The organism is Ruegeria sp. CDSA089 (assembly GCF_059612205.1).
Genome location: NZ_JBXWQD010000001.1, coordinates 451,802 through 472,025 on the forward strand (window position 1 = coordinate 451,802; position 20,224 = coordinate 472,025).

22 protein-coding genes are annotated in these 20,224 nt (G+C 59.6%); 13 read left to right on the forward strand and 9 right to left on the reverse strand.

All coding sequences use genetic code 11. The features are described 5' to 3' along the window. Positions 1–42: 42 nt before the first annotated feature. On the reverse strand, positions 43–1,788 hold the full coding sequence (gene argS / locus AC2FJ6_RS02285; protein ID WP_170774509.1) for an arginine--tRNA ligase: 1,746 nt from the start codon (positions 1,786–1,788) through the stop codon (positions 43–45). A gap of 133 nt (positions 1,789–1,921) precedes the next feature. Here argS and AC2FJ6_RS02290 point away from each other — a divergent pair, with 133 nt between their 5' ends. Beyond that, positions 1,922–2,473: a putative pterin-binding protein gene (locus tag AC2FJ6_RS02290; RefSeq protein WP_170774511.1), complete on the forward strand. Its 552-nt coding sequence runs from the start codon at positions 1,922–1,924 to the stop codon at positions 2,471–2,473. Here the strand turns inward: AC2FJ6_RS02290 and AC2FJ6_RS02295 are convergent. Next, complete coding sequence (locus AC2FJ6_RS02295) at positions 2,455–3,627, reverse strand: deoxyguanosinetriphosphate triphosphohydrolase (protein WP_170774513.1); 1,173 nt, start codon at positions 3,625–3,627, stop codon at positions 2,455–2,457. The two genes, AC2FJ6_RS02290 and AC2FJ6_RS02295, sit on opposite strands and share 19 nt — an antisense overlap. 76 nt (positions 3,628–3,703) lie before the next feature. Between AC2FJ6_RS02295 and AC2FJ6_RS02300 the strand changes: the two genes are divergently transcribed. Further along, positions 3,704–4,027: a HesB/IscA family protein gene (locus tag AC2FJ6_RS02300; protein ID WP_170774515.1), complete on the forward strand. Its 324-nt coding sequence runs from the start codon at positions 3,704–3,706 to the stop codon at positions 4,025–4,027. 284 nt (positions 4,028–4,311) lie between these two features. Further along, positions 4,312–5,091 (forward strand): exodeoxyribonuclease III, encoded by a 780-nt coding sequence (xth, locus tag AC2FJ6_RS02305; RefSeq protein ID WP_170774517.1) that lies wholly within the window; start codon positions 4,312–4,314, stop codon positions 5,089–5,091. A 4-nt stretch (positions 5,092–5,095) separates the two neighbouring features. On the opposite strand, the gene AC2FJ6_RS02310 is transcribed toward xth, so the two are convergent. Further along, on the reverse strand, positions 5,096–6,247 hold the full coding sequence (locus AC2FJ6_RS02310; RefSeq protein ID WP_170774519.1) for an FAD-dependent monooxygenase: 1,152 nt from the start codon (positions 6,245–6,247) through the stop codon (positions 5,096–5,098). A 70-nt stretch (positions 6,248–6,317) separates the two neighbouring features. Then, a complete protein-coding gene (gene dksA, locus AC2FJ6_RS02315) occupies positions 6,318–6,740 on the reverse strand; it encodes an RNA polymerase-binding protein DksA (RefSeq protein ID WP_170774521.1) in 423 nt (140 codons plus the stop codon). Between the two features lie 372 nt (positions 6,741–7,112). Between dksA and AC2FJ6_RS02320 the strand changes: the two genes are divergently transcribed. The 5 genes from AC2FJ6_RS02320 (at position 7,113) to AC2FJ6_RS02340 (ending at position 11,229) form a co-directional block, all read left to right on the forward strand. Next, positions 7,113–7,958 (forward strand): AAA family ATPase, encoded by an 846-nt coding sequence (locus tag AC2FJ6_RS02320; RefSeq protein WP_170774523.1) that lies wholly within the window; start codon positions 7,113–7,115, stop codon positions 7,956–7,958. Between the two features lie 97 nt (positions 7,959–8,055). Continuing rightward, positions 8,056–8,505, forward strand: a complete 450-nt coding sequence (locus AC2FJ6_RS02325) for a GNAT family N-acetyltransferase (RefSeq protein ID WP_170774525.1) — start codon at positions 8,056–8,058, stop codon at positions 8,503–8,505. Then, positions 8,502–9,866 carry a DUF2927 domain-containing protein gene (locus AC2FJ6_RS02330; RefSeq protein ID WP_170774527.1) on the forward strand — a complete coding sequence of 455 codons (1,365 nt, stop codon included), beginning with the start codon at positions 8,502–8,504 and terminating at the stop codon, positions 9,864–9,866. The genes AC2FJ6_RS02325 and AC2FJ6_RS02330 overlap by 4 nt, the downstream gene beginning before the upstream one ends. Positions 9,867–9,869: 3 nt before the next feature. Then, the gene (locus AC2FJ6_RS02335; protein WP_170774529.1) at positions 9,870–10,040 is read left to right on the forward strand and encodes a hypothetical protein; all 171 of its coding nucleotides are present in this window, start codon (positions 9,870–9,872) and stop codon (positions 10,038–10,040) included. Positions 10,041–10,044: 4 nt separating this feature from the next. Then, on the forward strand, positions 10,045–11,229 hold the full coding sequence (locus AC2FJ6_RS02340; RefSeq protein WP_170774531.1) for a vWA domain-containing protein: 1,185 nt from the start codon (positions 10,045–10,047) through the stop codon (positions 11,227–11,229). Here AC2FJ6_RS02340 and trhA read toward each other — a convergent pair. Next, positions 11,218–11,901, reverse strand: a complete 684-nt coding sequence (gene trhA / locus AC2FJ6_RS02345) for a PAQR family membrane homeostasis protein TrhA (RefSeq protein ID WP_480874727.1) — start codon at positions 11,899–11,901, stop codon at positions 11,218–11,220. The genes AC2FJ6_RS02340 and trhA overlap by 12 nt on opposite strands. A gap of 159 nt (positions 11,902–12,060) precedes the next feature. Between trhA and AC2FJ6_RS02350 the strand changes: the two genes are divergently transcribed. Further along, complete coding sequence (locus AC2FJ6_RS02350) at positions 12,061–12,750, forward strand: M48 family metallopeptidase (RefSeq protein WP_170774534.1); 690 nt, start codon at positions 12,061–12,063, stop codon at positions 12,748–12,750. A gap of 71 nt (positions 12,751–12,821) precedes the next feature. Here AC2FJ6_RS02350 and AC2FJ6_RS02355 read toward each other — a convergent pair whose 3' ends face one another. The 4 genes from AC2FJ6_RS02355 to glnE are packed head-to-tail and all read right to left on the reverse strand — an operon-like array spanning position 12,822 to position 17,648. Further along, positions 12,822–13,364 carry an RSP_2648 family PIN domain-containing protein gene (locus AC2FJ6_RS02355; RefSeq protein ID WP_170774536.1) on the reverse strand — a complete coding sequence of 181 codons (543 nt, stop codon included), beginning with the start codon at positions 13,362–13,364 and terminating at the stop codon, positions 12,822–12,824. Continuing rightward, a complete protein-coding gene (locus tag AC2FJ6_RS02360; RefSeq protein WP_170774538.1) occupies positions 13,361–14,563 on the reverse strand; it encodes an RSP_2647 family RNA methyltransferase in 1,203 nt (400 codons plus the stop codon). Before AC2FJ6_RS02360 ends, AC2FJ6_RS02355 begins: the two co-directional genes overlap by 4 nt. 39 nt (positions 14,564–14,602) lie before the next feature. Continuing rightward, positions 14,603–14,872, reverse strand: a complete 270-nt coding sequence (locus tag AC2FJ6_RS02365) for a hypothetical protein (protein ID WP_170774540.1) — start codon at positions 14,870–14,872, stop codon at positions 14,603–14,605. Then, positions 14,859–17,648: a bifunctional [glutamate--ammonia ligase]-adenylyl-L-tyrosine phosphorylase/[glutamate--ammonia-ligase] adenylyltransferase gene (gene glnE, locus AC2FJ6_RS02370; protein ID WP_170774542.1), complete on the reverse strand. Its 2,790-nt coding sequence runs from the start codon at positions 17,646–17,648 to the stop codon at positions 14,859–14,861. The genes AC2FJ6_RS02365 and glnE overlap by 14 nt, the downstream gene beginning before the upstream one ends. 186 nt (positions 17,649–17,834) lie before the next feature. On the opposite strand from glnE, the gene AC2FJ6_RS02375 reads away from it, so the two are divergent. From AC2FJ6_RS02375 to AC2FJ6_RS02390, 4 genes are all read left to right on the forward strand, one after another. Further along, positions 17,835–18,257, forward strand: a complete 423-nt coding sequence (locus AC2FJ6_RS02375) for a DUF2852 domain-containing protein (RefSeq protein WP_170774544.1) — start codon at positions 17,835–17,837, stop codon at positions 18,255–18,257. Positions 18,258–18,323: 66 nt separating this feature from the next. Beyond that, on the forward strand, positions 18,324–18,755 hold the full coding sequence (locus AC2FJ6_RS02380; RefSeq protein WP_496668315.1) for an RDD family protein: 432 nt from the start codon (positions 18,324–18,326) through the stop codon (positions 18,753–18,755). Between the two features lie 78 nt (positions 18,756–18,833). After that, positions 18,834–19,658, forward strand: a complete 825-nt coding sequence (locus AC2FJ6_RS02385; protein ID WP_170782577.1) for an arginyltransferase — start codon at positions 18,834–18,836, stop codon at positions 19,656–19,658. 6 nt (positions 19,659–19,664) lie between these two features. Next, positions 19,665–20,054: a VOC family protein gene (locus AC2FJ6_RS02390; protein ID WP_496668317.1), complete on the forward strand. Its 390-nt coding sequence runs from the start codon at positions 19,665–19,667 to the stop codon at positions 20,052–20,054. Positions 20,055–20,224: the final 170 nt, after the last annotated feature.

Below are 20,224 nucleotides of genomic sequence, written 5' to 3' on the forward strand. Positions count from 1 at the left end.
CATTTCTTGCCTACCTCGTACCGGCGGTTCGGGCGGTGTTTGTTACCGCATCTCCTGCGCCGGGGTAACGCCAAGAATACCCAAGCCCGCTGAAATCACAACAGAAACGGCACGGGCCAAAGCGATTTTTGACTGGCTTGTGGCAACATCGCCATCCTGAATGAACCGCAGTTGGGTTTCGTCGTTGCCCTTGTTCCACAGCGCGTGGAAGTCTCCGGCCAGTTCATAAAGGTAGAACGCAACGCGGTGCGGCTCGTTCGTGCGGGCAGCGATTTCCACCAGACGCGGCCATTCGGCCAGCTTTTTAGCAACCGTCAACTCGGATGCGTGATCGTTCTTACTCAGATCGGCCCCTTTGAGGGTCGCATCATCTGCGGCGATCCCGGCCTCAGCCGCGCGGCGCAGAACGCTCATGACGCGGGCATGGGCGTATTGCACGTAGAACACAGGGTTCTCGCGGCTTTGCTCCAGCACCTTGTCGAAATCAAAATCCAGCGGCGCGTCGTTCTTGCGGGTCAGCATGACGAAACGCGTAACATCCGGCCCCACCTGATCCACCACATCGCGCAGAGTGACAAAGTTCCCTGCCCGTTTAGACATCTTGAACGGCTCGCCATTCTTCCAAAGCTTCACCAACTGGGTCAGCTTGATATCCAGCGGCACCTTGCCATCGGACAGCGCCGACACAGCCGCCTTCATCCGTTTGACATAGCCGCCGTGGTCGGCACCAAACACGTCGATCAGAGCGTCAAAGCCACGGCTCACCTTGTCATAGTGATAGGCGATATCGGGCGCGAAATAGGTCCACGCGCCGTCTGATTTCTTGACCGGACGGTCCACGTCATCGCCATGTTCGGTCGATTTGAACAGGGTCTGCTCGCGCGGCTCCCAATCTTCGGGCTTTTTACCCTTGGGCGGCTCCAGCACACCTTCATAGATCAGGCCCTTTTCGGTCAACGACTGCAGAGCAGCCTCGATCCGGCCTGTGCCGTAGAGGGACTTCTCAGAAAAGAACACGTCCATCTCGACGCCCAGCGCCTTCAGATCGGCGCGGATCAGGTCCATCATCGCATCGGTGGCAAAGTTGCGCAGGTCTTCCAGCCATTCGCTTTCAGGCTTGTCGATCAGGCTGTCGCCGTATTTCTCTTTCAGCGCCTCACCGATCGGGATCAGATAGTCACCGGGATAGAGGCCCTCGGCAATCTCGGGGCTGAGGCCATTGGCCTCGCGATACCGCTCATAGGCCGAACGCGCTAGTACATCCACCTGCGCGCCGCCATCATTGATGTAATACTCACGCGTAACTTCATGGCCAGAATAAGCCAGCAGGCTTGCCAAGGCGTCACCGAAGACCGCGCCCCGCGTATGGCCTACATGCAGCGGACCGGTGGGATTGGCCGAGACATATTCGACGTTCACCTTCTGCCCGTGTCCCATGGTCGAGCGACCATAATCGGTGCCCTGTTCCAGCACGGCGGTCAGCACACCCTGCCAGACCGACGGCGCCAGCCGCAGGTTCAAAAACCCCGGCCCTGCCACCTCGGCGCTGGTGATCCGTTCATCAGCGGCCAGCTTACCAGCCAGCACATCGGCAATGTCGCGCGGCTTCATCTCAGCAGGTTTCGCCAGCACCATCGCCGCGTTGGTCGCCATATCGCCATGTGCCGCGTCGCGCGGGGGTTCAACGGCCACGTTGTCAAAGCTCAGCCCTTCGGGCAGCGCGCCTTCGGACTGCATCTGCGCCAGCGCGTCCAGTACAAGGGCGCGTATCTCGGAAAACAGGTTCATTTCGAATGTCCTTTTGCTTGCCCGGCGGTTTATCACGCAGCGCGGTAAGGTCAATGGATGCCTAAAGTTTGACCTTGGTTTGGGCGCAATCCCCGCTACAGTCTGCCCGAACTGCGAAATTCGGAGACCATTGATGCGCCTCGCCCTACCCCTCAGCCTGCTTCTGTCCACCGCCCTGCCCGTTCTGGCCGAGATGCCCGCACCGCAAGGACATGTGCTGGTGACATTGGGTGGCGCTGTCAGCGAAACCAACCTGCCCGCGCGGGGCGAGAATGATGGCGGGCTGCTTAGGTTTCTCGAAGTGACTCATGACGGGGCAGCAGGGTTTGACGCCGCCCTTCTGGACAGCCTGCCCCAGGTTCGGATCACCATCCCCTACGGCCCGCCCGATCATCAGCGCGACTACACGTTCAGTGGCCCGCTGCTGTCGGACGTCATGATCCTTGCGGGGGCCGAAGGAAAAACCGCACGCCCCATGGCAATGGACGGGTATCAGGCGGAAATTCCGTGGGACAGCATTTCGACGTACAAACCCATACTGGCCACCCATGCCGACGGTGCGCCGATGGGGGTCGGAGGCTATGGCCCCACCATGATCGTGTTCCCGCCAACCGACGATGCAGACGCAGCCGACGCGCAAGCCAGCCAACAGGTCTGGGCACTGGCCTATATCGGCGTCGAGTGACCCGCCGGCGCGGGTCGTCCTGTCAAACGCACGTGATCCTGTATCGCAAATCGGTCCGTCATTCCGGCGATATAGTCTGACACGATCCGGGCCAGAGCGGTCTCATCACTGGCGGCCTCAATATCGGGGTGCCAACGGGCCGGCATTTGGCGCGGGTCCCCGAGATAGATCGGGAACAACTCCTCGACGATCTTGCTAACCTCGGCCCGCACCTCCATCACCGAGGGCGCGCGATACATTCGGGTGAACAGAAAGGCGCGGATGTCCTGCAACTGCGCCCACAATTGCCCCGAGAACTGGATCACCGGGCGACCCAAATGGCGGATATCTTCCACCGATTGCGCACCAGATTCGGCAATTAACCCGGCGGATGTGTCGATCACATCCGAGACCATGACCCCAAAGACGCGCCTCAAAGCCTCATGCCTGCGCCGATACGGATCAAGATTTGGATAGGCGCGATCGACCTCGGCATAGCACGCACCCACAATCGGCAGGGTTTGAATTTCGTCATCACTGAACAAATCCGCCCTCAGACCGTCCAACAAATCATGGTTGTTATAGGCGATATCATCTGACAATGCGGCCACTTGCGCCTCGGCGCTGGCATGGGTGTGCAGTTCCAGATCAAAAACGCCGTTGCACTCTGCCAACGCCCAAGGCAACACGCCCTCAACTGGGCCGTTGTGCTTGGCAATCCCTTCCAACGTCTCCCATGTCAGGTTGCAGCCATCGAACTCGGCATAGTGCCGCTCCAGCTTGGTCACGATACGAATGGCTTGTGCATTGTGATCGAAGCCACCATAGGGCTGCATGATGGCATGCAACGCATCCTCACCCGTATGACCAAATGGTGTATGACCCAAATCATGAGCCAAAGCGACGGCCTCGGTTAGTTCCGGGTTGAGGCCCAAAGCACCGGAAATAGTCCGCGCCACCTGCGCCACCTCAATGGAATGCGTCAGGCGGGTGCGATAGCTATCCCCTTCATGCTCCACAAAAACCTGCGTCTTGTGCTTGAGCCGCCGAAACGCGCTGGCATGAATGATCCTGTCACGATCGCGCTGAAAGCATGACCGAAAACTGCTCTCTTCCTCTGGCACCAACCGCCCTCGCGCGCGACTGGGGTCCGAGGCAAAACCCGCTCTTTCCAAAGGTCTTGTCCTTGTCGCCTGTCCTTGGGTTTTCTATATGGTAGTGTGGTACAGAAATAAACCTTTGGAGCGTGGCATGAATCTGCCCCCAACAGTCACCGAACGCGCCTTCGACCGTCTGGCTGAAATCGGCGCTGCGGATCAGGGACAAGCCCTGCGCGTCGCGGTAGAAGGCGGCGGCTGTTCCGGGTTCCAATACGAGATCGCCCTGGACGAACCGAAAGAGGATGATCTGATCCTTGAGGGTAAAGGACAGAAAGTCATCGTGGACTCGGTCTCATTGCCGTTTTTGGAAAACGCGGTCATAGACTTTACACAGGAACTGATCGGTGCACGGTTTGTGATCGAAAACCCGAACGCGACCTCATCGTGCGGCTGCGGCACATCATTTTCCATGTAAGCAAAGGTGGGGGCGTTGCCCCCACACCCCCAGGATATTTATAGCCAGATGAAGAAGGGATCCGCTCTCCGACCTCAATGCCGGAGAGCTTCACCTGGCGCGGTCATCGGCGTCCCCGCCTGTACCGCAGATTAGAGATCGCACGGATTGGTTAACGATCCGTTTCTTCATCTGGCTAAAAATATCCCGGAGCGCGAGGCAGAGCCTCGCTCCCCAGCCCTCCGCCATCTTGCCGCTGCGTTCATTCTGCGCGATAGGTTGCCAATGGCTCTGGAGGATTGCGCATGAAAATCGCCACATTCAACATCAACGGTATCAAAGCACGGATTGAGGCTCTGCCCCGTTGGCTGGATGACGCGCAGCCCGACATCGTGTTGCTGCAAGAGATCAAGTCGGTGGATGAGAACTTTCCCAGGGAACTTTTCGAAGACCGTGGCTACAATGTCGAAATCCACGGGCAGAAAAGCTTTAACGGAGTGGCAATCCTTTCAAAATTCCCGCTTGAGGATGTATCACGAGGGCTACCGGGCGACGATGACGACGAACAAGCGCGGTGGATTGAGGCGACGGTCGTCGGAAAGCACTCGTTGCGGATTTGCGGTTTGTATCTGCCTAACGGCAATCCGGCTCCGGGACCGAAATATGACTATAAGCTTGCCTGGATGGAGCGCCTTTATCAGCGCGCGCAGGAGCTGATTGCTGGTGAAGAGCCGGCACTGATGGCCGGGGATTACAACATCATTCCTCAGGCCGAAGACGCCGCACGTCCCGAAGCATGGCGGGAGGATGCTCTGTTTAGGCCTGAAAGCCGGGCGGCATTTCGTAAAATCCTGAACCTCGGCTTTACCGAGGCGTTCCGGGCGCGCACACAGGGGCCAGGGCACTATTCCTTTTGGGATTATCAGGCCGGGGCATGGAACAGGAATGACGGCATCCGCATCGACCATTTCCTGTTGACCCCGCAGGCGGCAGATCTGATGCGCGATTGCCGGATTGATTCCGAGATACGCGGGCATGAAAAGCCTTCAGATCACGTTCCGGTTTGGGTGGAACTCGATCTTTAATTCCTTATTCGGTCGGGTCGTAGTTGTAGATCCAGTCGTATTTGCGTGCCAATTTCCCACCGAAAACGGACAAGGCCAGTTGCGCGCCCAGACGCATCGGTCCGCGCAAGTGGAAATTGCGGGCATTGGCACCAGCGGTGGCCACGACGTTGCGGGCTCTGGGGCGGCGGGTAGTCTCGTAGACCGAAAGCGCCTGGGTCACTCCTGATTGCTCAGAAAATGCACGCGCCAAGATCCAGGCGTCCTCCAACGCAAGGCATGCCCCCTGCGCCATGAAAGGTAGTGTGGGGTGGGCAGCGTCCCCCAGCAAAGCGAGCCGACCGTTCTGCCAACTTTGCGCCACCGACCGCAGGTAAAGGGCCCAAAGGTGGGTTTGCGCAACCTCGGTCAGCACCTCCCGCACTGGGCCGCCGAAATCCTGAAAGCGCGCCCTAAGATCGTCAGGATCACCTTCCCTGCGCCAACTTTCATCTGTCCAGTCCGAGCGTTCCTCGATTGCTACCACATTCATCATTTGCTGGTCACGTAGAGGGTACAAGACCACATGGCGACCCGGGCCCATTGTCAGTGACGCACATGGCGCTCGGTCGCGTTGAGCCCATGGTATCGTTGCACGCCAGGCGATTTGGCAGGTGAATTGCGGCTGTTCCTCTCCATTCAGGATCGGACGCAGAATGCTGCGTCCTCCGTCTGCAGCGATGGCGCATTCGGTGCGCAATCGCTCACCGCTTTGTAAAACCACTTCGGCTTCGCCAGGATGTTTGATCACCTGCGACACTTGAGCACCCAACCGAATATCGACCCCCGCGTTTCGCGCGGCCTTCGCCAACAGGTCCAATAGATCGGCGCGATGGTAGTAGTAGGTCGGGCCGGCCGTCGGGGGCGGAATACGGCTGATGACGCGGCCTCGGCGGTAGTCGCGAAGAACCGTTCCGTTTGAGCGTTGTCCTACACGCGGCTCTGTGTGCTCAACACCCAGCGCACGCAGAACAGCCATGCCATTAGCGCTGATCTGAAGGCCCGCGCCCACTTCGGTCAGGGCTGGTGCTTGTTCCAGCACCGTCACCTGCGCGCCCTTCAGGCGCAGGGCCAGAGCAGCCGCCAAACCACCAATACCGCCGCCGATTACGGCAAAACTCAAACCGTCGATATTCATGAGCAAGGCTTAACGCAAAAACGCCGAGGCGACAGGCCCCGGCGTCAAAGATTTCCGAATTTCGCAGCGATCAATCGTCGCGGTGGACCTTCTCGCGGCGTTCGTGACGCTCTTGCGCCTCAAGCGTCATGGTCGCGATCGGGCGCGCATCCAGACGCCGCAGCGAGATCGGATCACCCGTCATTTCGCAATAGCCGTACTCGCCCTCATCAATCCGGCGCAGAGCCGAGTCGATCTTGGCCACCAGCTTGCGCTGACGGTCGCGGGTGCGCAGTTCCAGCGCGCGATCGGTTTCCTCGCTCGCGCGGTCTGCAACGTCCGGAATGTTACGAGTGTTGTCTTGCAGACCTTCGATCGTGTCGCGGCTGCCTGCCAAAAGTTCAGTCTTCCAGTCCAGCAGCTTACGACGAAAATACTCAAGCTGCTTGTCGTTCATAAATGGTTCGTCTTCGGCTGGACGATAATCTTCGGGCAGAAATACTTCCTGCTTCATTTTTGCTCCCTCGGTGTGGCCTGCAACGCCGAGTGCTCTCTCTTCACCAGACATGAGGCATTCCCTTCTGCGGAGCGTTTATCTGACGGCGCGGGGATTGTCACTATGCAAACGACGCGCCTGTGTTGTGTAATCCTAAAGCGTCTAAATATGAGACAACTAATAACAAAACCTTGTTTTTCTGTGAAAAAGTGCGGGCGATTTCTGGGCAAACTTTATATTGCCTCAGGGTGTGTTAGCGCACGAATCAAGCAAAGCCCTTGGAGTTGCTGGTCAATTCCGCATCGGGCGACGCAGCGACGTGGGTTGTAAAAATCTTCGCCCCTCTGTAACCCCAAAGGCACAACCTGCGCGACCTATCATGAGGCCCCAATGACCGCACGCTTTCAAGGCACAGCCGAATATGTTGCCACCGATGATCTGACCATCGCCGTCAACGCTGCGGTCACTTTGGAACGGCCTTTGCTGGTCAAGGGCGAGCCGGGCACCGGTAAGACCGAACTGGCCAAGCAGGTAGCTGATGCGCTGGGTCTGAAGATGATCGAGTGGAACGTAAAGTCCACCACCCGCGCCCAACAGGGCCTGTATGAATATGACGCCGTCAGCCGTCTGCGCGACAGCCAGTTGGGCGATGAGCGCGTGCATGACGTGTCGAACTATATCCGCAAGGGCAAGCTGTGGCAGGCATTCGACGCCGACGAAAAGGTCGTGCTGCTGATTGATGAGATCGACAAGGCCGATATCGAATTTCCCAACGACCTGCTGCAGGAACTCGATAAGATGGAGTTCCATGTCTACGAGACTGGTGAGACAATCAAAGCCAAGAACCGGCCTATTGTGATCATCACCTCGAATAACGAAAAGGAACTGCCCGACGCCTTCCTGCGCCGGTGTTTCTTTCACTATATCCGCTTCCCAGATGAGACCACGATGCGCCGCATCGTCGAGGTCCATCACCCTGGGATCAAGGATGCCCTGCTGACCACCGCGCTGACACAGTTCTATGAAATCCGTGAGACGCAGGGGCTGAAGAAAAAGCCCTCGACCTCGGAAGTGCTGGACTGGCTCAAGCTGCTGCTGGCCGAGGATCTGACCGCCGAGGATCTGAAACGCGACGGGGCGAATGCGCTGCCCAAGTTACATGGCGCGCTGCTGAAAAATGAGCAGGATGTTCATCTGTTCGAACGTCTGGCCTTTATGGCGCGTAGCAAACGCTGAACATCCAGTGATCAGCCTTGCCTTACGGCAAACGGGCTGTCAGCATTGGCACATGATCGCCCGACTGTCGGGCATCCGAGCAGATGGGGCAATCTGAGTGTCTGACACCCTTACGATCCGTGCCTTGCGGCCCGATGACCGGGCCGAATGGGCTGAGATGTGGCGCGATTATCTGGCGTTCTACGAAACATCCGTACCCGACAGCACCTATGACAGCACATTCGCGCGGCTTTTAGGGGATGATCCGCATGATTTCTCGTGCTTTGTTGCCGAAAGCTCCGATGGTTTGGTCGGCCTGACGCACTACCTGTTTCACCGCCATGCGTGGAAAGAGGAAAGTGTCTGCTACCTTCAGGATCTGTTCGCCCGCCCCGAGGCGCGCGGAACCGGCGTTGGACGCGCGCTAATTCAAGCCGTGTATGACGAGGCTGACCGACAAGGCGCGCCATCGGTCTATTGGCTGACGCAAGAATTCAACCATACCGCTCGCAAATTGTATGATCGGATCGGCAAACAGACACCTTTCATTCGGTATCAACGCGCATGATCCGCTGGGCTGCTCTTGTGTTCGGTTTGGCATTGGCTGGATGTACGGCTGTTTCCGTCCCAGAACCACCCAGCCGGGTGAAGCCCACAGTTGAAGGGCTGCCGCCCCCAAAGGCCTTTGTAACCCCGCGCCCTACCCCGCCCGGTCGGGCAAATGCCGATATGGCGCGCGATTTCGTATCACTTCACTTTGCGCTGGAAAGCGGCACGCCCCTACCGGTCTTTACTCGCTTCGAGGGGCCCGTAACGGTGCGCCTGACCGGCCAGGTTACTCCGTCGATGCAGCAGGATTTGACCCGGTTGCTTAACCGTCTGCGCCGCGAAGCACGGATCGACATCCGGCAAATCCCGGATGGTCAGGCCAATATCACCATCGAGGCCGTCACTCAGGACCAAATTCAGGATATCCTGCCGCAAGCCGCCTGTTTCGTCGTCCCGAACGCCTCCAGTTTCGAGGAATACAGCCGGGATCGGCGCAAGAAGAAAAGCAGTTGGGTCCGGCTGCAAGACCGGCAGCGACTGGGGATTTTCATCCCCTACGATGCCAGCCCGCAGGAAAAGCGCGATTGCCTGCACGAAGAGATTGCCCAGGCTCTGGGGCCGCTGAACGACCTGTATCACCTGCCGGATTCAGTCTTTAACGATGACAATATACATACCGTTCTGACCGGGTTCGATATGCTGATGCTGCGCGCTGCCTACTCGCCTGACTTGCGCAGCGGCATGAGCCGTGAACAAGTCGAAGCCGTTATCCCCGGCATTCTACGCCGTCTGAACCCAAACGGCGAAGTCCAGCCCGTAGGTCCCCCCTCAGAAACCCCGCGTGAATGGATCAGGGCGGTGCAAAAATCGCTGAACCCCAACCGCAACGTGCAGGCCCGGCTACGCTCTGCCCAGCGCGCCGCGCAGATCGGACACGAACAGGGCTGGACCGACCACCGCCGCGCCTATCCGCACTACCTGATGGGGCGCATGGGGCAATTTGACAACCCGCAAGCCGCTTTGCGCGAATATGATATCGCGCTGCAATTTCTGCGCACGTCACCGAGTACTGAGGTGCATCAGGCCTACATTACCACGCAGCTTGGCGCCTATGCGCTGGCGCAAGGCAGCGGTCCCGATTTCCTGCCCGAATTGGACAAAGCCATTGATGTGATGACCCGCGCCGAGAACGCCTCGCAATTGGCGACTTTGCTGTTGCTGAAATCCGAAGCGCTGAATCAGGCCGGACGGTCCACGCAGGCACGTTCCGTCAGGCTGGACAGTCTGGGGTGGGCGCGCTACGGCTTTGGCTCGGAAACGGTGGTCCGGTCGCTGATGCAAGAGGTAGCAGAAGCACCGTCAAACAACAGAGGCGGTTAACGCATGGTCGTAGTTCTGGGAATGGCGATACTGGGGGCAATCCTCGGGGCACTGACGGCACGCAAACGCAATGGCAGCGGCGCGGATATGGCGCAATACGCTGCGGGCTATGGCATCGCTTTTTCGTTGGTGGGTCTGGTCCTGTCCCTCATTCTCGTCCGGCTGATCGCATAGACCCATGTTCCTGCCCTTCTTCGAAAACCTCCGCAAAGCCCGTATTCCCGTCTCGCTGCGCGAATATCTGACCTTTCTGGAAGGCATGAAAAAGGGCCTGGCCACCTATGATGTCGAGGCATTCTACTACCTCGCCCGCGTTTCGATGGTGAAGGACGAGCGCAATATCGACAAGTTCGATCAGGCCTTTGCTGCCAGTTTCAAGGGCTTGGAAGAGATCAGCTTTGATCAGGTTATCGAGGCCGTAGACATCCCCGCCGAGTGGCTGGCCAAGATGGCCGAAAAGCACCTGTCCGAGGACGAAAAGGCCGAGATCGAGGCCATGGGCGGGTTCGAAAAACTGATGGAGACGCTGCAAGAGCGTCTCAAGGATCAGGAAAGCCGCCATCAGGGCGGCAACAAATGGATCGGCACTGCCGGGACCTCTCCGTTCGGGGCGTATGGCTATAACCCCGAGGGCGTGCGTATCGGCCAGAAGGAAAGCCGCCACCAGCGCGCGGTCAAGGTCTGGGACAAGCGCGAATTCAAGAATCTGGACGACACGGTCGAACTGGGTACCCGCAACATCAAAGTCGCCCTGAAACGCCTGCGCCGTTGGGCACGCGAGGGTGCCGCCGATGAGCTGGACCTCGACGGCACCATCCGCGCCACCGCCGAGCACGGCTATCTCGACGTCAAAACCCGGCCCGAGCGTCACAACGCGGTCAAGGTTCTGCTGTTTCTGGACGTGGGCGGCTCAATGGACCCGCATATCAAGGTGGTCGAAGAGCTGTTCTCGGCCGCGCGGACCGAGTTCAAGCATCTGGAATATTACTACTTCCACAACTGCTTGTACGAAGGCGTCTGGCGCGACAACGCCCGCCGCTGGGATCAGCAGACCCCCACCCATGAGGTGCTACACACCTACGGCCCCGATTACAAATGTATTTTCGTAGGCGATGCCTCCATGAGCCCCTATGAAATCGCCTACCCCGGCGGGGCGAATGAGCACTGGAACCAAGAGGCAGGTCAGGTCTGGCTGCAACGCGCACGAGACCAGTGGAATTCAAACCTGTGGATCAACCCAGTGCCCGAGAAATACTGGGAATACACTCATTCAGTTAGCATGATCCGCGAGATTTTCGAGGACCGCATGGTGCCGATGACCTTGGCTGGGCTGGAACAGGGCATGCGCGAGCTAACGCGATAAAGGTTCGCTCGGTAACGCCGGGGCCCATGCCGTATGCGCGGAAACGGCGGCAAAAAACAGAACGCTGCCTGTCAGAACAAAAACATGCCAGATCGTGTTGTGAAAAGGCAGCCAGTCCAACAGGTAAAAGGCAATCCCGGTCGTGTAGACAATGCCGCCTGCGACCATCAGCCAGATAACGGGATGGGACAGGTCCGCTAGCAGAGATTGCCCCGCCCAGACGACGGCCCACCCCATTAAAACGTAGAGCCCCAACCCAAACCATCGAAAGCGATGCGGGTCAATCATCTTCAGGGCCGACCCAAGCGTTGCCGAAGACCACAAACCAATCAACAAACCCGGCGACTGTACGCCCGAAATCAATATGAATGGCGTATAGGTTCCAGCAATTTTCACATAGATTCCGGAATGGTCCAACCGCTGCAATACATGCCCCCACCTGTCCGATTGCACCATGTTGTAAGCTGCCGAAAGCGACAGCATCAGAATAAGCGTGACCCCATAAACTGAAACGCCCAGTATCGCGGCGGGCTCGGTGCGGTACTGAACCGTCAAGAAAATGAGCGTAGGAACCGCGATGTTGGCGGCGCTGACGCCCAGAATATGCACAAACCCGTCGCTGATACGCTCGGCGCGGCTGTAAGATGGGCGGATTTCTGCAAAAGACCACATGATAACAAGGGTATGGCGCAACCCCTCGCGCGACAAGCAAAGGCTCAGTCGTTTCAGGCGACCTCACCCTAGATTGATGTCACGCGAGCTAGGGCATCGTGATCGTTTCAGCCCCGATTTTTTGTTGCCCTCGCCCCGATCGCCCCCCATATCTGAGGTATGCTGCGATTAACTCCGATCTTGCTGGCGATTGCCTATGCCGTTGTCATGTACCGGATTTCCGTCTGGCGCACCCATCGCGAGTTGGATGCGAAATCTACAGAGTTGGCGGATCCCGCTCTAAAACGCATGACTGACCGATTGGCCGCCGCGCTCGAGATCGAACGTGTGCCGGTTTATATCTATGAGATCGACCCTGTGAATGGGCTGGCCGCACCGGATGGACGGATTTTCGTCACACGCGGGTTCTATCGCAAGTTCCGCAATGGAGACGTCTCGGCCGAGGAGATGGCCAGCGTGATCGCGCATGAGCTGGGCCATGTGGCCTTGGGTCATGCGCGGCGGCGGATGATTGATTTTTCCGGTCAGAACGCGCTGCGGGCGGCGTTGATGATGCTGTTTGCCCGGTTCATTCCGTTTATCGGCGCATGGATTGCCAATATGTTGACTCATCTTCTGGCCTCACGCTTGTCGCGGGGCGATGAGTATGAGGCGGACGAATACGCCGCCGCGTTGCTGACCAAGGCGGGGATCGGGATTGGGCCCCAGAAATCCCTGTTTCATAAGCTTGAGGAACTGACTGAACAGCGGGCGGGGGTTACTCCGGCGTGGCTGATGAGCCATCCCAAGACAGATGAGCGGATTGCGGCGCTGGAGGCGTTGGAGCAGCGTTGGGGTGCGGGTGGATAGGTTTCGGCTGTGAGGGGCCAGCCCCTCACACTCCCCGGGATATTTTTAGCCAGATGAAGGGCGGATCGGGATTAGGTCGTGAGGGCTTTGCCCAAACGCGGGAGGCGAGCTTTTTTCATCAGCGCGCGCAGGGTCCATTGGTCACCTGAGAGGCGGTTGGCCTGTGCGAGGACTCGGTGGGCGGTATCCGAGAGGCCTTGCGGGTCGGCTTTCCAGAAGCCATGCAGCAGCGTGTCTGGGTCTTGGCGGATCAGGCCCTCATCCGACAGGATGTTTCGGGGGAAGTCCTTGGCATTCATGGTGATGATCGCATCTGACGACGAGGTTATGGCGGTGGCCAGAACGTGGATATCGGCGGCATCGGGTAGCCAGAGGCGCTGTTCCACGCCCGGTTGCGCCGCGCGTTCCGCCTTGGGCCAGTGCGATTGTGTCAGGGCGATTTCGGCGCGGGCCTGTGCCTCGCCCGTGGGGCCCATTTTGCGGGCGGCACGGGCCCATTCTTCGAGGATGCGCGCCGACCAGATGGGTTCGAAATGGCCCAGCTTTGCCGCGCCCAGTAGCATCTCTCGCATCACCGTGGGGTAGATGACGCATGTATCCAGAACCGCCCTCACAGCCGGTAGAACACGGCTTTGAGGTAGCCGCTTTCCGCCAGTTGCGGCAGTTGCGGGTGGTCGGAGCCGGCAAAGCCGGTGTGGATCAGTTGCGCCTGCCGCCCGGCCCGGCCGATCCCGCGGGATGAGGCGTCGCGGAAACGACCCAGATCAGCGGCATGCGAGCACGAACACAGGCCCAGATAGCCGCCCGGTTTGACCAGCGGCGCGGCCAGTCGCGCAATGCGTTCATAGGCGCGTAGGCCCGCGTCCAGTGCCTGTTTCGAGGGCGCAAAGGCAGGCGGGTCGCAGATCACTACGTCGAATTGCGCGCCCTCTTCGCCCAATTGGGTCAGCACGTCGAAGGCATCGCCTTGGCGGGTTTGGAACCGGTCGGCACAGCCAGACGCCTGCGCGCCTTGGGTCGCCAATTCCAGCGCGGCGGCTGAGCCATCCACGGACAGTGCCTGCCCGGCTCCGCCAGCCAGCATCGCCAGACCGAATCCGCCCACGTGGCTGAACACATCCAGCACCTGCGCGCCGGGTTGAACCAGACGCGCCGCGAAGGCGTGGTTGGGGCGCTGATCATAGAACAGCCCGGTTTTCTGGCCGCCGGTCAGGTCGGCCATATAGGTCGCGCCGTTCATCGGCACCGACAGCGGCGCGTCGGGGGCCGTGCCGTGCAGGGTGAGGTTGGCATCGTCCAGCCCCTCAAGCCCGCGTGTCCGGCCCGAGGCGTTTTTCAATACCGTGGTCACGCCCGTTACGGCGACCAGCGCGTCGGTCAGGGTGTCCAGATGCGCTTCGGCCCAGGCTGCGTTGGGTTGGATCACGCAGGCATCGCCAAAGCGGTCAATGATGACGCCGGGAAAACCATCCGCCTCGGCATGGATCAGACGGTAATAAGGCGCGTCGAACAGACGCTCGCGCATGTCTAGCGCGCGGCGCAGGCGGGTTTCGAACCACGTGGCGTTTAAATCGGCATCCAGATCGCGGTCCAACACGCGGCACATGATCTTGGACTCGGGGTTTACTGCAACCAACGCGATGGGCGCGCGTTTTTCATCCTCTAACACGGCCAAAGCCCCCGCCGGGATTTTGCGGGTGCGGCGATCGGTGACGATATCATTGGCATAGACCCAGGGGAACCCGTGGCGCAGGCCGCGCGCATTGGCTTTGGGTTTCAGGCGGATACGGGGGCGGTCGGCGGATTGGGTCATGCCGCTCCTCTTAGTGGCTCCGGCGCGCGGGGAAAAGCCCTAGCGGTCGCGGGAACGCCAGCCGCCGCGGCGTTTGGGTTTTTGTGCTGCCTGTAGTCCCTCGGTCAGCACCTGCGTCATCGGGTGATCCGCCTGCGCCGCGTAGATCGAGTGCAGATCGGTCAGCGCCTGCGTCTGGTCGCGATCCGCAGGCAGGCTAAGCGCCCAATCCAAGAAGATACTGCGGCATTCGGGCAAGGTGATGCCCTCAATATTATATGCCTCGCGGATCAGGCCCTTGTGGTCATTGGGGTCGTCACTGCGCGCCATGGGTATCCTCCGAAATCACGCGGCCGATGATCCCGGCGGCGGTGTCGTAACTGTCCTGCAACGCGGCCTGAAGCTGGTCGACCTTTTCAAACCCGGTAGCCCGGCACAGGAAAGCGGTGCCGCCCTCGCCGATCTTGTCGGCCTCGATCACCTTGCCCGACAGCAGCCGGGCCGCGCATTGTACCGACCAGCATAGATCATAGCAGTCCTTCAGCGTTTGCGCCTGCGCGACATTCAGCAAGCCAGCAGCGACCGCGCCGTCCATCCCCGTGTGTACATCACGTTGAGGTAGACCGGACAGCAACGCGCCTGTCTCGGCCATCAGTTCGATATCCATCATCCGACCCGAGCCGTTCTTGGCATCCCAGATACCGGCCGGAGATTTGGCGGCGGCAAGTCTCGTGCGCATCTCGGCCACCTCGCGTAGCACCTTCGCGGTATCTCGGGGACGGGTCAGAAATTCGGCGCGGAAGGTTTCGATATCCTGCGCCAGATCAGCATTTCCAACCACAACGCGGGCGCGGGTCAGGGCCAAGTGTTCCCAGACCCATGCTTCATTCTGCTGGTAGTTAGTGAAACTGGCCCAACTGGTTGCCACCGGCCCCTGATTTCCCGAAGGGCGCAGACGCATGTCGACCTCATAGAGCCGCCCCTGCGACATGGGCGCAGACAAGGCCGTGATCAGCGCCTGCGTGAAGCGCGCGTAATAGGTTCGTGTCGCCAGCGGGCGCGGACCGTCGGACATGTCCTGATCCAGCGGGTCATAGATCACGATCATATCCAGATCGGATTGCGAATTGATCCGCCCCGCCCCGATCGAGCCCATGCCCAGCACCGCCGCCCCGCGTCCCGGCGCCGGCCCGTGTTTGCGGGCGAATTGCCCGGCCACATGCGGCAAAAGCGCGGCAATCACGGCGCTAGCCAGATCGGCATAGTGCTGCCCGGCCTGCGCCCCGTCGATCAGCCCGCGCAGGTGGTGAACACCAATGCGGAAATGCCATTCCTTGCACCAGCGGCGGGCGAAATCCAGCTGTGTCTCGTAATCCGCCTCTTGCGCCAGCGCCTGCTCCAGATCGGCCTGCAAGGCCGCCTGCCCCGGCCAGTCGTCAAAGAAGCTGCCGCCGATCACCGCGTCAAAAACCGAGGCATTGCGCGAAAGGTGCCCCGCCAGCGCGTGAGATGTCCCTACGATATCGACCAGTAGATCGATCAGATGTGGGTTGGCCTCGAACAGGGAAAACAGTTGCACCCCCGCAGGCAGGCCCGACAGGAACCCGTCGAGCGCCAGCAGCGCTTCATCCGGTTTCGCGGTCTTGGCCAAACGCGCCAGCAATTCGGGTTTCAGCCGTTCGAATATCCGCGCGCCCCGTTGCGATCGCAGCGCCGGATAGGTCGGCCAGCGCGCCATGACGCCTTCGTCAAACGCGACTTCGGGGGTTGGCGCGGGGGCTGCGGCTCCGGGGGCGAAGAAGCCCTCGGTCAACTCATCCACCTCGGTCAGGCGGCGGGTCAGGTCATCGGTCAACTCGGCGCTGTCGATTCCCATCAGGCAGGCGACGCGCTCGATACCTTCCGCAGATTGCGGCACTTTGTGGGTCTGCGCGTCGTGGATCATCTGGATGCGGTGTTCGACGTCGCGATGAGCGCGGTAATGGTCGGTCAGCTTGTCGGCGACCTCTGGCGGCACCCAGCTTTTTTCGGCCAGCGCGGCCAGCCCCGGCACCGTGCCGCGGACGCGCAGGTCTGGGTCACGCCCTCCTGCGATCAACTGGCGGGTCTGGGTAAAGAATTCGATCTCGCGGATGCCACCTTGCCCCAGTTTCATATCATGGCCCGGAATGGTCAGAGCGCCCCCGGTGCCCTTGTTCTCGCGGATGCGCAAGCGCATGTCGTGGGCGTCCTGAATCGCGGCAAAATCCAGATGCCGCCGCCAGACAAAGGGGCGCAACGTATCCAGAAATCGCTGCCCTGCTGCGATGTCCCCTGCACAGGGGCGCGCTTTGATATAGGCGGCACGCTCCCAAGTGCGGCCCAGACTTTCGTAATACCGCTCGGCGGCCTCGGCGGCCATACATACGGGCGTCACCCCCGGATCCGGGCGCAGGCGCAGATCAGTGCGGAACACATAGCCATCGGCGGTTTTGTCGCTGAGCGTGGCGCAGAAGTTCCGCGTGGCACGCACCATGCCATGCCGGGCCTCATAGAAATCATCCGGGTCAAACCGGGTCTCATCGAACAGCACGATCAGGTCGATATCCGAGCTGTAGTTCAGCTCATGCGCGCCCATCTTGCCCATGGCCAGAATGATCATCCCGGCGGCGGTCTCAACGTCGTCCTCGACCATACCGGGCAGTTTACCGCGCCGGATCAGCGCCGCGATCTCGGCCTTGGCGGCCACATCAGCCGCCAGCGCGCCGAAATCCGTCAGCGCAGCGGTGACTTTTTCTAGCGGCCATGCCCCTGCTACATCGGCCAGCGCGGTCAGCAGCGCCATCCGCCGCTTGCCTTGCCGTAAACCGGGCTTCAGTTGATCCGGTGGCAGTGCGCGCGCGGCGGACATTACCTCGGCCAAGGCTTGATCGGGATTGTGCAACGCCTGCGCCAGCCAGTCTTTTTCCCGATCAATCAACCCTTTGAGGTACGGGCTTGAGCCTGCAACGCCAGCAATCAATTCGCCCTGCTGCGGCGTAGCATCGGGGACCGCTGCGCGCGCCTCATCGCCCAAAGCCGGATCGAACGGGCGCGGCATTCGGTGAATTATCAGAGCGTCGGTCATGCGGCCTCCTGCATTACAATGATCAGAGATGGCCTGATTTCAAAGGCTTGCACAAGTGGAAACTAGCCTTGTGCGACATCAGCTCCGACTAGATGTAAAACATTTTTACATTTCCCCCTTGCAACCTGTTATGCAGCTCCCATCTATTCAATGTGAAAGCGATTTACATAAACCCGGAGACACCACATGACCGCACTATCCGACCCCGCCGTCCCTTCGAATCCGGGATGGTTGCACCGTATCGAGGCCTGGCTGGACGACAAAGGCAAAGGCGCCTGGATCGCCGCAATGGTGCTTGGTTTCATCTTCTTCTGGCCCGTGGGCCTTGCCCTTTTGGCCTATATGATCTGGAGCAAACGCATGTTCAGCAAATCCTGCAGCCGTCGCAAATCCTGGAACAGCCACATGAGCGCCATGAAACCTTCGGGCAACAGCGCGTTCGACGCCTACAAGTCCGACACTCTGGCGCGACTGGAACGTGAACAGAAAGAATTTGAAGCCTTCCTGCGCCGTTTGCGCGAAGCCAAGGACAAGGCCGAGTTCGACCAGTTCATGGATGAACGCGCCCGCGAAAACCGCGACGACGCCGAAACCGGCGCGACGGCCTGATCCGACCTTGCCCTGCCCCGGATTTCGGGACAGGGTGATCCTATTCAACGACGCGGATATCCCTATATGACCCATCTACCCGATCCCGATCGCCAGCCGGAATTCTATCAATCGGTGGCGACTAAACGCTTTGTTGCCTGGCTGTTCGATATCGCGCTGATTTCGCTGCTGTGTATCGTGCCGGTCTTCCTGACCCTTGGCGCGGGGCTGTTTTTCCTGCCGCTGATCTACGGCGTCATCAGCTTTGTTTACCGCGTGGTCACGATCACCAACGGGTCGGCCACGCTGGGCATGCGCTTTATGGGGATCGAGCTGCGCGACGCATTCGGCGCAAGGATGGATCTGGGCAAAGCGGTGGCCCACACAGCGGGGTATTTCGTTAGCATGGCATTCTTTGTCGTGCAGATCGTTTCGGTCATCATGATGCTGACCAGCGCACGCTGTCAGAGCTTGACGGATTCGTTCCTTGGAACGGTGATGATTAACCAGCGCGCATAAGACAAACAGGGTCGCGTGAATCACTTGGCGGTTCCGGGATCGGTTGTTATCATCCGATCCAGGAAACACGGAACGTTCATGCGACACACGCTGCCCATTGCGCCACAATTCTATGTGACGGCCCCACAGCCTTGCCCTTATCTTGAGGGCAAGATGGAGCGGAAACTGTTCACCGCCCTGCAAGGCGAAGGCGCAGACCAGTTGAACAACTCCCTTTCACAACAAGGGTTTCGGCGGTCTCAGAACGTGCTCTACCGTCCCTCTTGCGCCGATTGCGCGGCCTGTTTGTCGGCACGGATCGACGTGTCGGCCTTCAAACCCCGCAAAAACCAGAAACGCGCAGCCAAGCGCAACGCCTATTTGCAGCGCAAGGCGAACTCGCCCTGGGCCACAGATGAGCAGTATGAGCTGTTCCGCCGTTATCTGGACACCCGCCATTCCGATGGTGGCATGGCCGATATGGACGTGTTCGAATTCGCCGCGATGATCGAGGAAACGCCGATCCGGTCGCGCGTCGTAGAATACGCTGACCCAAACTCGCATGAGCTGATCGCTGTCAGCCTGACCGATGTACTCGATGACGGGCTGAGCATGGTCTATTCCTTCTACGACCCACATCAGCCGCAGAATTCCCTCGGGACATATATGATCCTCGACCATATCGACATCGCACGCGAAGCTGGATTGCCCTATGTCTATCTGGGCTATTGGGTGCCGGGCAGCCCCAAGATGGGCTACAAGGCCCGTTTCTCGGGGTTGGAGGTCTATATTCGGGGCGAATGGACACGCGTCAGTGATCCCTCCGATCTTGCAGCTGCAGGACATCATCCGCTGTCCACCGCTCCGATTGCCGAGCAGGTCGCCAATATCCAACTGCCCGATCGTCACCCCACCAAAGGCTGATCCCCCATGCGGCAAAGCGTGCACGCGGTCACACTGGTCGTGCCCGGCTATGATGAGGCGATTGCTTTCTATACCCAAACCCTGTCCTTTTCGCTTTTGCAGGATATCGACCTGGGCGGAGGCAAGCGATGGGTACGTGTCGCCCCTGCGGGATCCGAGCAGGGCTCGCTTTTACTGGCGCAGGCCGACGGGCCGGAACAAGCGGCGGCGATTGGCAACCAGACCGGCGGCCGGGTTGGTTTTTTCCTGCAAACCGATGATTTTCAACGCGACTACACCGCCATGAAAGCGGCCGGCGTGACGTTCGAGGAAACCCCGCGTCATGAACCTTATGGAACCGTCGCGGTCTGGCGTGACCCGTTTGGAAATCGCTGGGATTTGATTGAGTTCAGCTAGGGCGTTGTCCGGTATTTCGACTGCCTCAGGGCAGATCAGACAGAAAAGATGAAGAATTATTAATCATCTAAATGGCGACTTCCCTACGCCCAGCGATTGAATCCTTACCCTACGTCACCAAGTAATCCTGACCCTCAGCCGTTCGACCCCGTTTAGATCCGCACGGCTGG

Excerpts from the sequence above, each read along its gene's own strand:
- AC2FJ6_RS02350 (WP_170774534.1), top strand. The coding sequence starts at position 12,061 with ATGCTGCGATTAACTCCGATCTTGCTGGCGATTGCCTATGCCGTTGTC.
- xth (WP_170774517.1), top strand. The coding sequence starts at position 4,312 with ATGAAAATCGCCACATTCAACATCAACGGTATCAAAGCACGGATTGAG.
- AC2FJ6_RS02380 (WP_496668315.1), top strand. The coding sequence starts at position 18,324 with ATGACCCATCTACCCGATCCCGATCGCCAGCCGGAATTCTATCAATCG.
- argS (WP_170774509.1), bottom strand. The coding sequence starts at position 1,788 with ATGAACCTGTTTTCCGAGATACGCGCCCTTGTACTGGACGCGCTGGCG.
- AC2FJ6_RS02310 (WP_170774519.1), bottom strand. The coding sequence starts at position 6,247 with ATGAATATCGACGGTTTGAGTTTTGCCGTAATCGGCGGCGGTATTGGT.
- AC2FJ6_RS02335 (WP_170774529.1), top strand. The coding sequence starts at position 9,870 with ATGGTCGTAGTTCTGGGAATGGCGATACTGGGGGCAATCCTCGGGGCA.
- AC2FJ6_RS02340 (WP_170774531.1), top strand. The coding sequence starts at position 10,045 with ATGTTCCTGCCCTTCTTCGAAAACCTCCGCAAAGCCCGTATTCCCGTC.
- AC2FJ6_RS02330 (WP_170774527.1), top strand. The coding sequence starts at position 8,502 with ATGATCCGCTGGGCTGCTCTTGTGTTCGGTTTGGCATTGGCTGGATGT.
- dksA (WP_170774521.1), bottom strand. The coding sequence starts at position 6,740 with ATGAAGCAGGAAGTATTTCTGCCCGAAGATTATCGTCCAGCCGAAGAC.
- AC2FJ6_RS02365 (WP_170774540.1), bottom strand. The coding sequence starts at position 14,872 with ATGGCGCGCAGTGACGACCCCAATGACCACAAGGGCCTGATCCGCGAG.
- trhA (WP_480874727.1), bottom strand. The coding sequence starts at position 11,901 with ATGTGGTCTTTTGCAGAAATCCGCCCATCTTACAGCCGCGCCGAGCGT.
- AC2FJ6_RS02385 (WP_170782577.1), top strand. The coding sequence starts at position 18,834 with ATGCGACACACGCTGCCCATTGCGCCACAATTCTATGTGACGGCCCCA.
- AC2FJ6_RS02390 (WP_496668317.1), top strand. The coding sequence starts at position 19,665 with ATGCGGCAAAGCGTGCACGCGGTCACACTGGTCGTGCCCGGCTATGAT.
- AC2FJ6_RS02290 (WP_170774511.1), top strand. The coding sequence starts at position 1,922 with ATGCGCCTCGCCCTACCCCTCAGCCTGCTTCTGTCCACCGCCCTGCCC.
- AC2FJ6_RS02300 (WP_170774515.1), top strand. The coding sequence starts at position 3,704 with ATGAATCTGCCCCCAACAGTCACCGAACGCGCCTTCGACCGTCTGGCT.
- AC2FJ6_RS02375 (WP_170774544.1), top strand. The coding sequence starts at position 17,835 with ATGACCGCACTATCCGACCCCGCCGTCCCTTCGAATCCGGGATGGTTG.
- glnE (WP_170774542.1), bottom strand. The coding sequence starts at position 17,648 with ATGACCGACGCTCTGATAATTCACCGAATGCCGCGCCCGTTCGATCCG.
- AC2FJ6_RS02360 (WP_170774538.1), bottom strand. The coding sequence starts at position 14,563 with ATGACCCAATCCGCCGACCGCCCCCGTATCCGCCTGAAACCCAAAGCC.
- AC2FJ6_RS02320 (WP_170774523.1), top strand. The coding sequence starts at position 7,113 with ATGACCGCACGCTTTCAAGGCACAGCCGAATATGTTGCCACCGATGAT.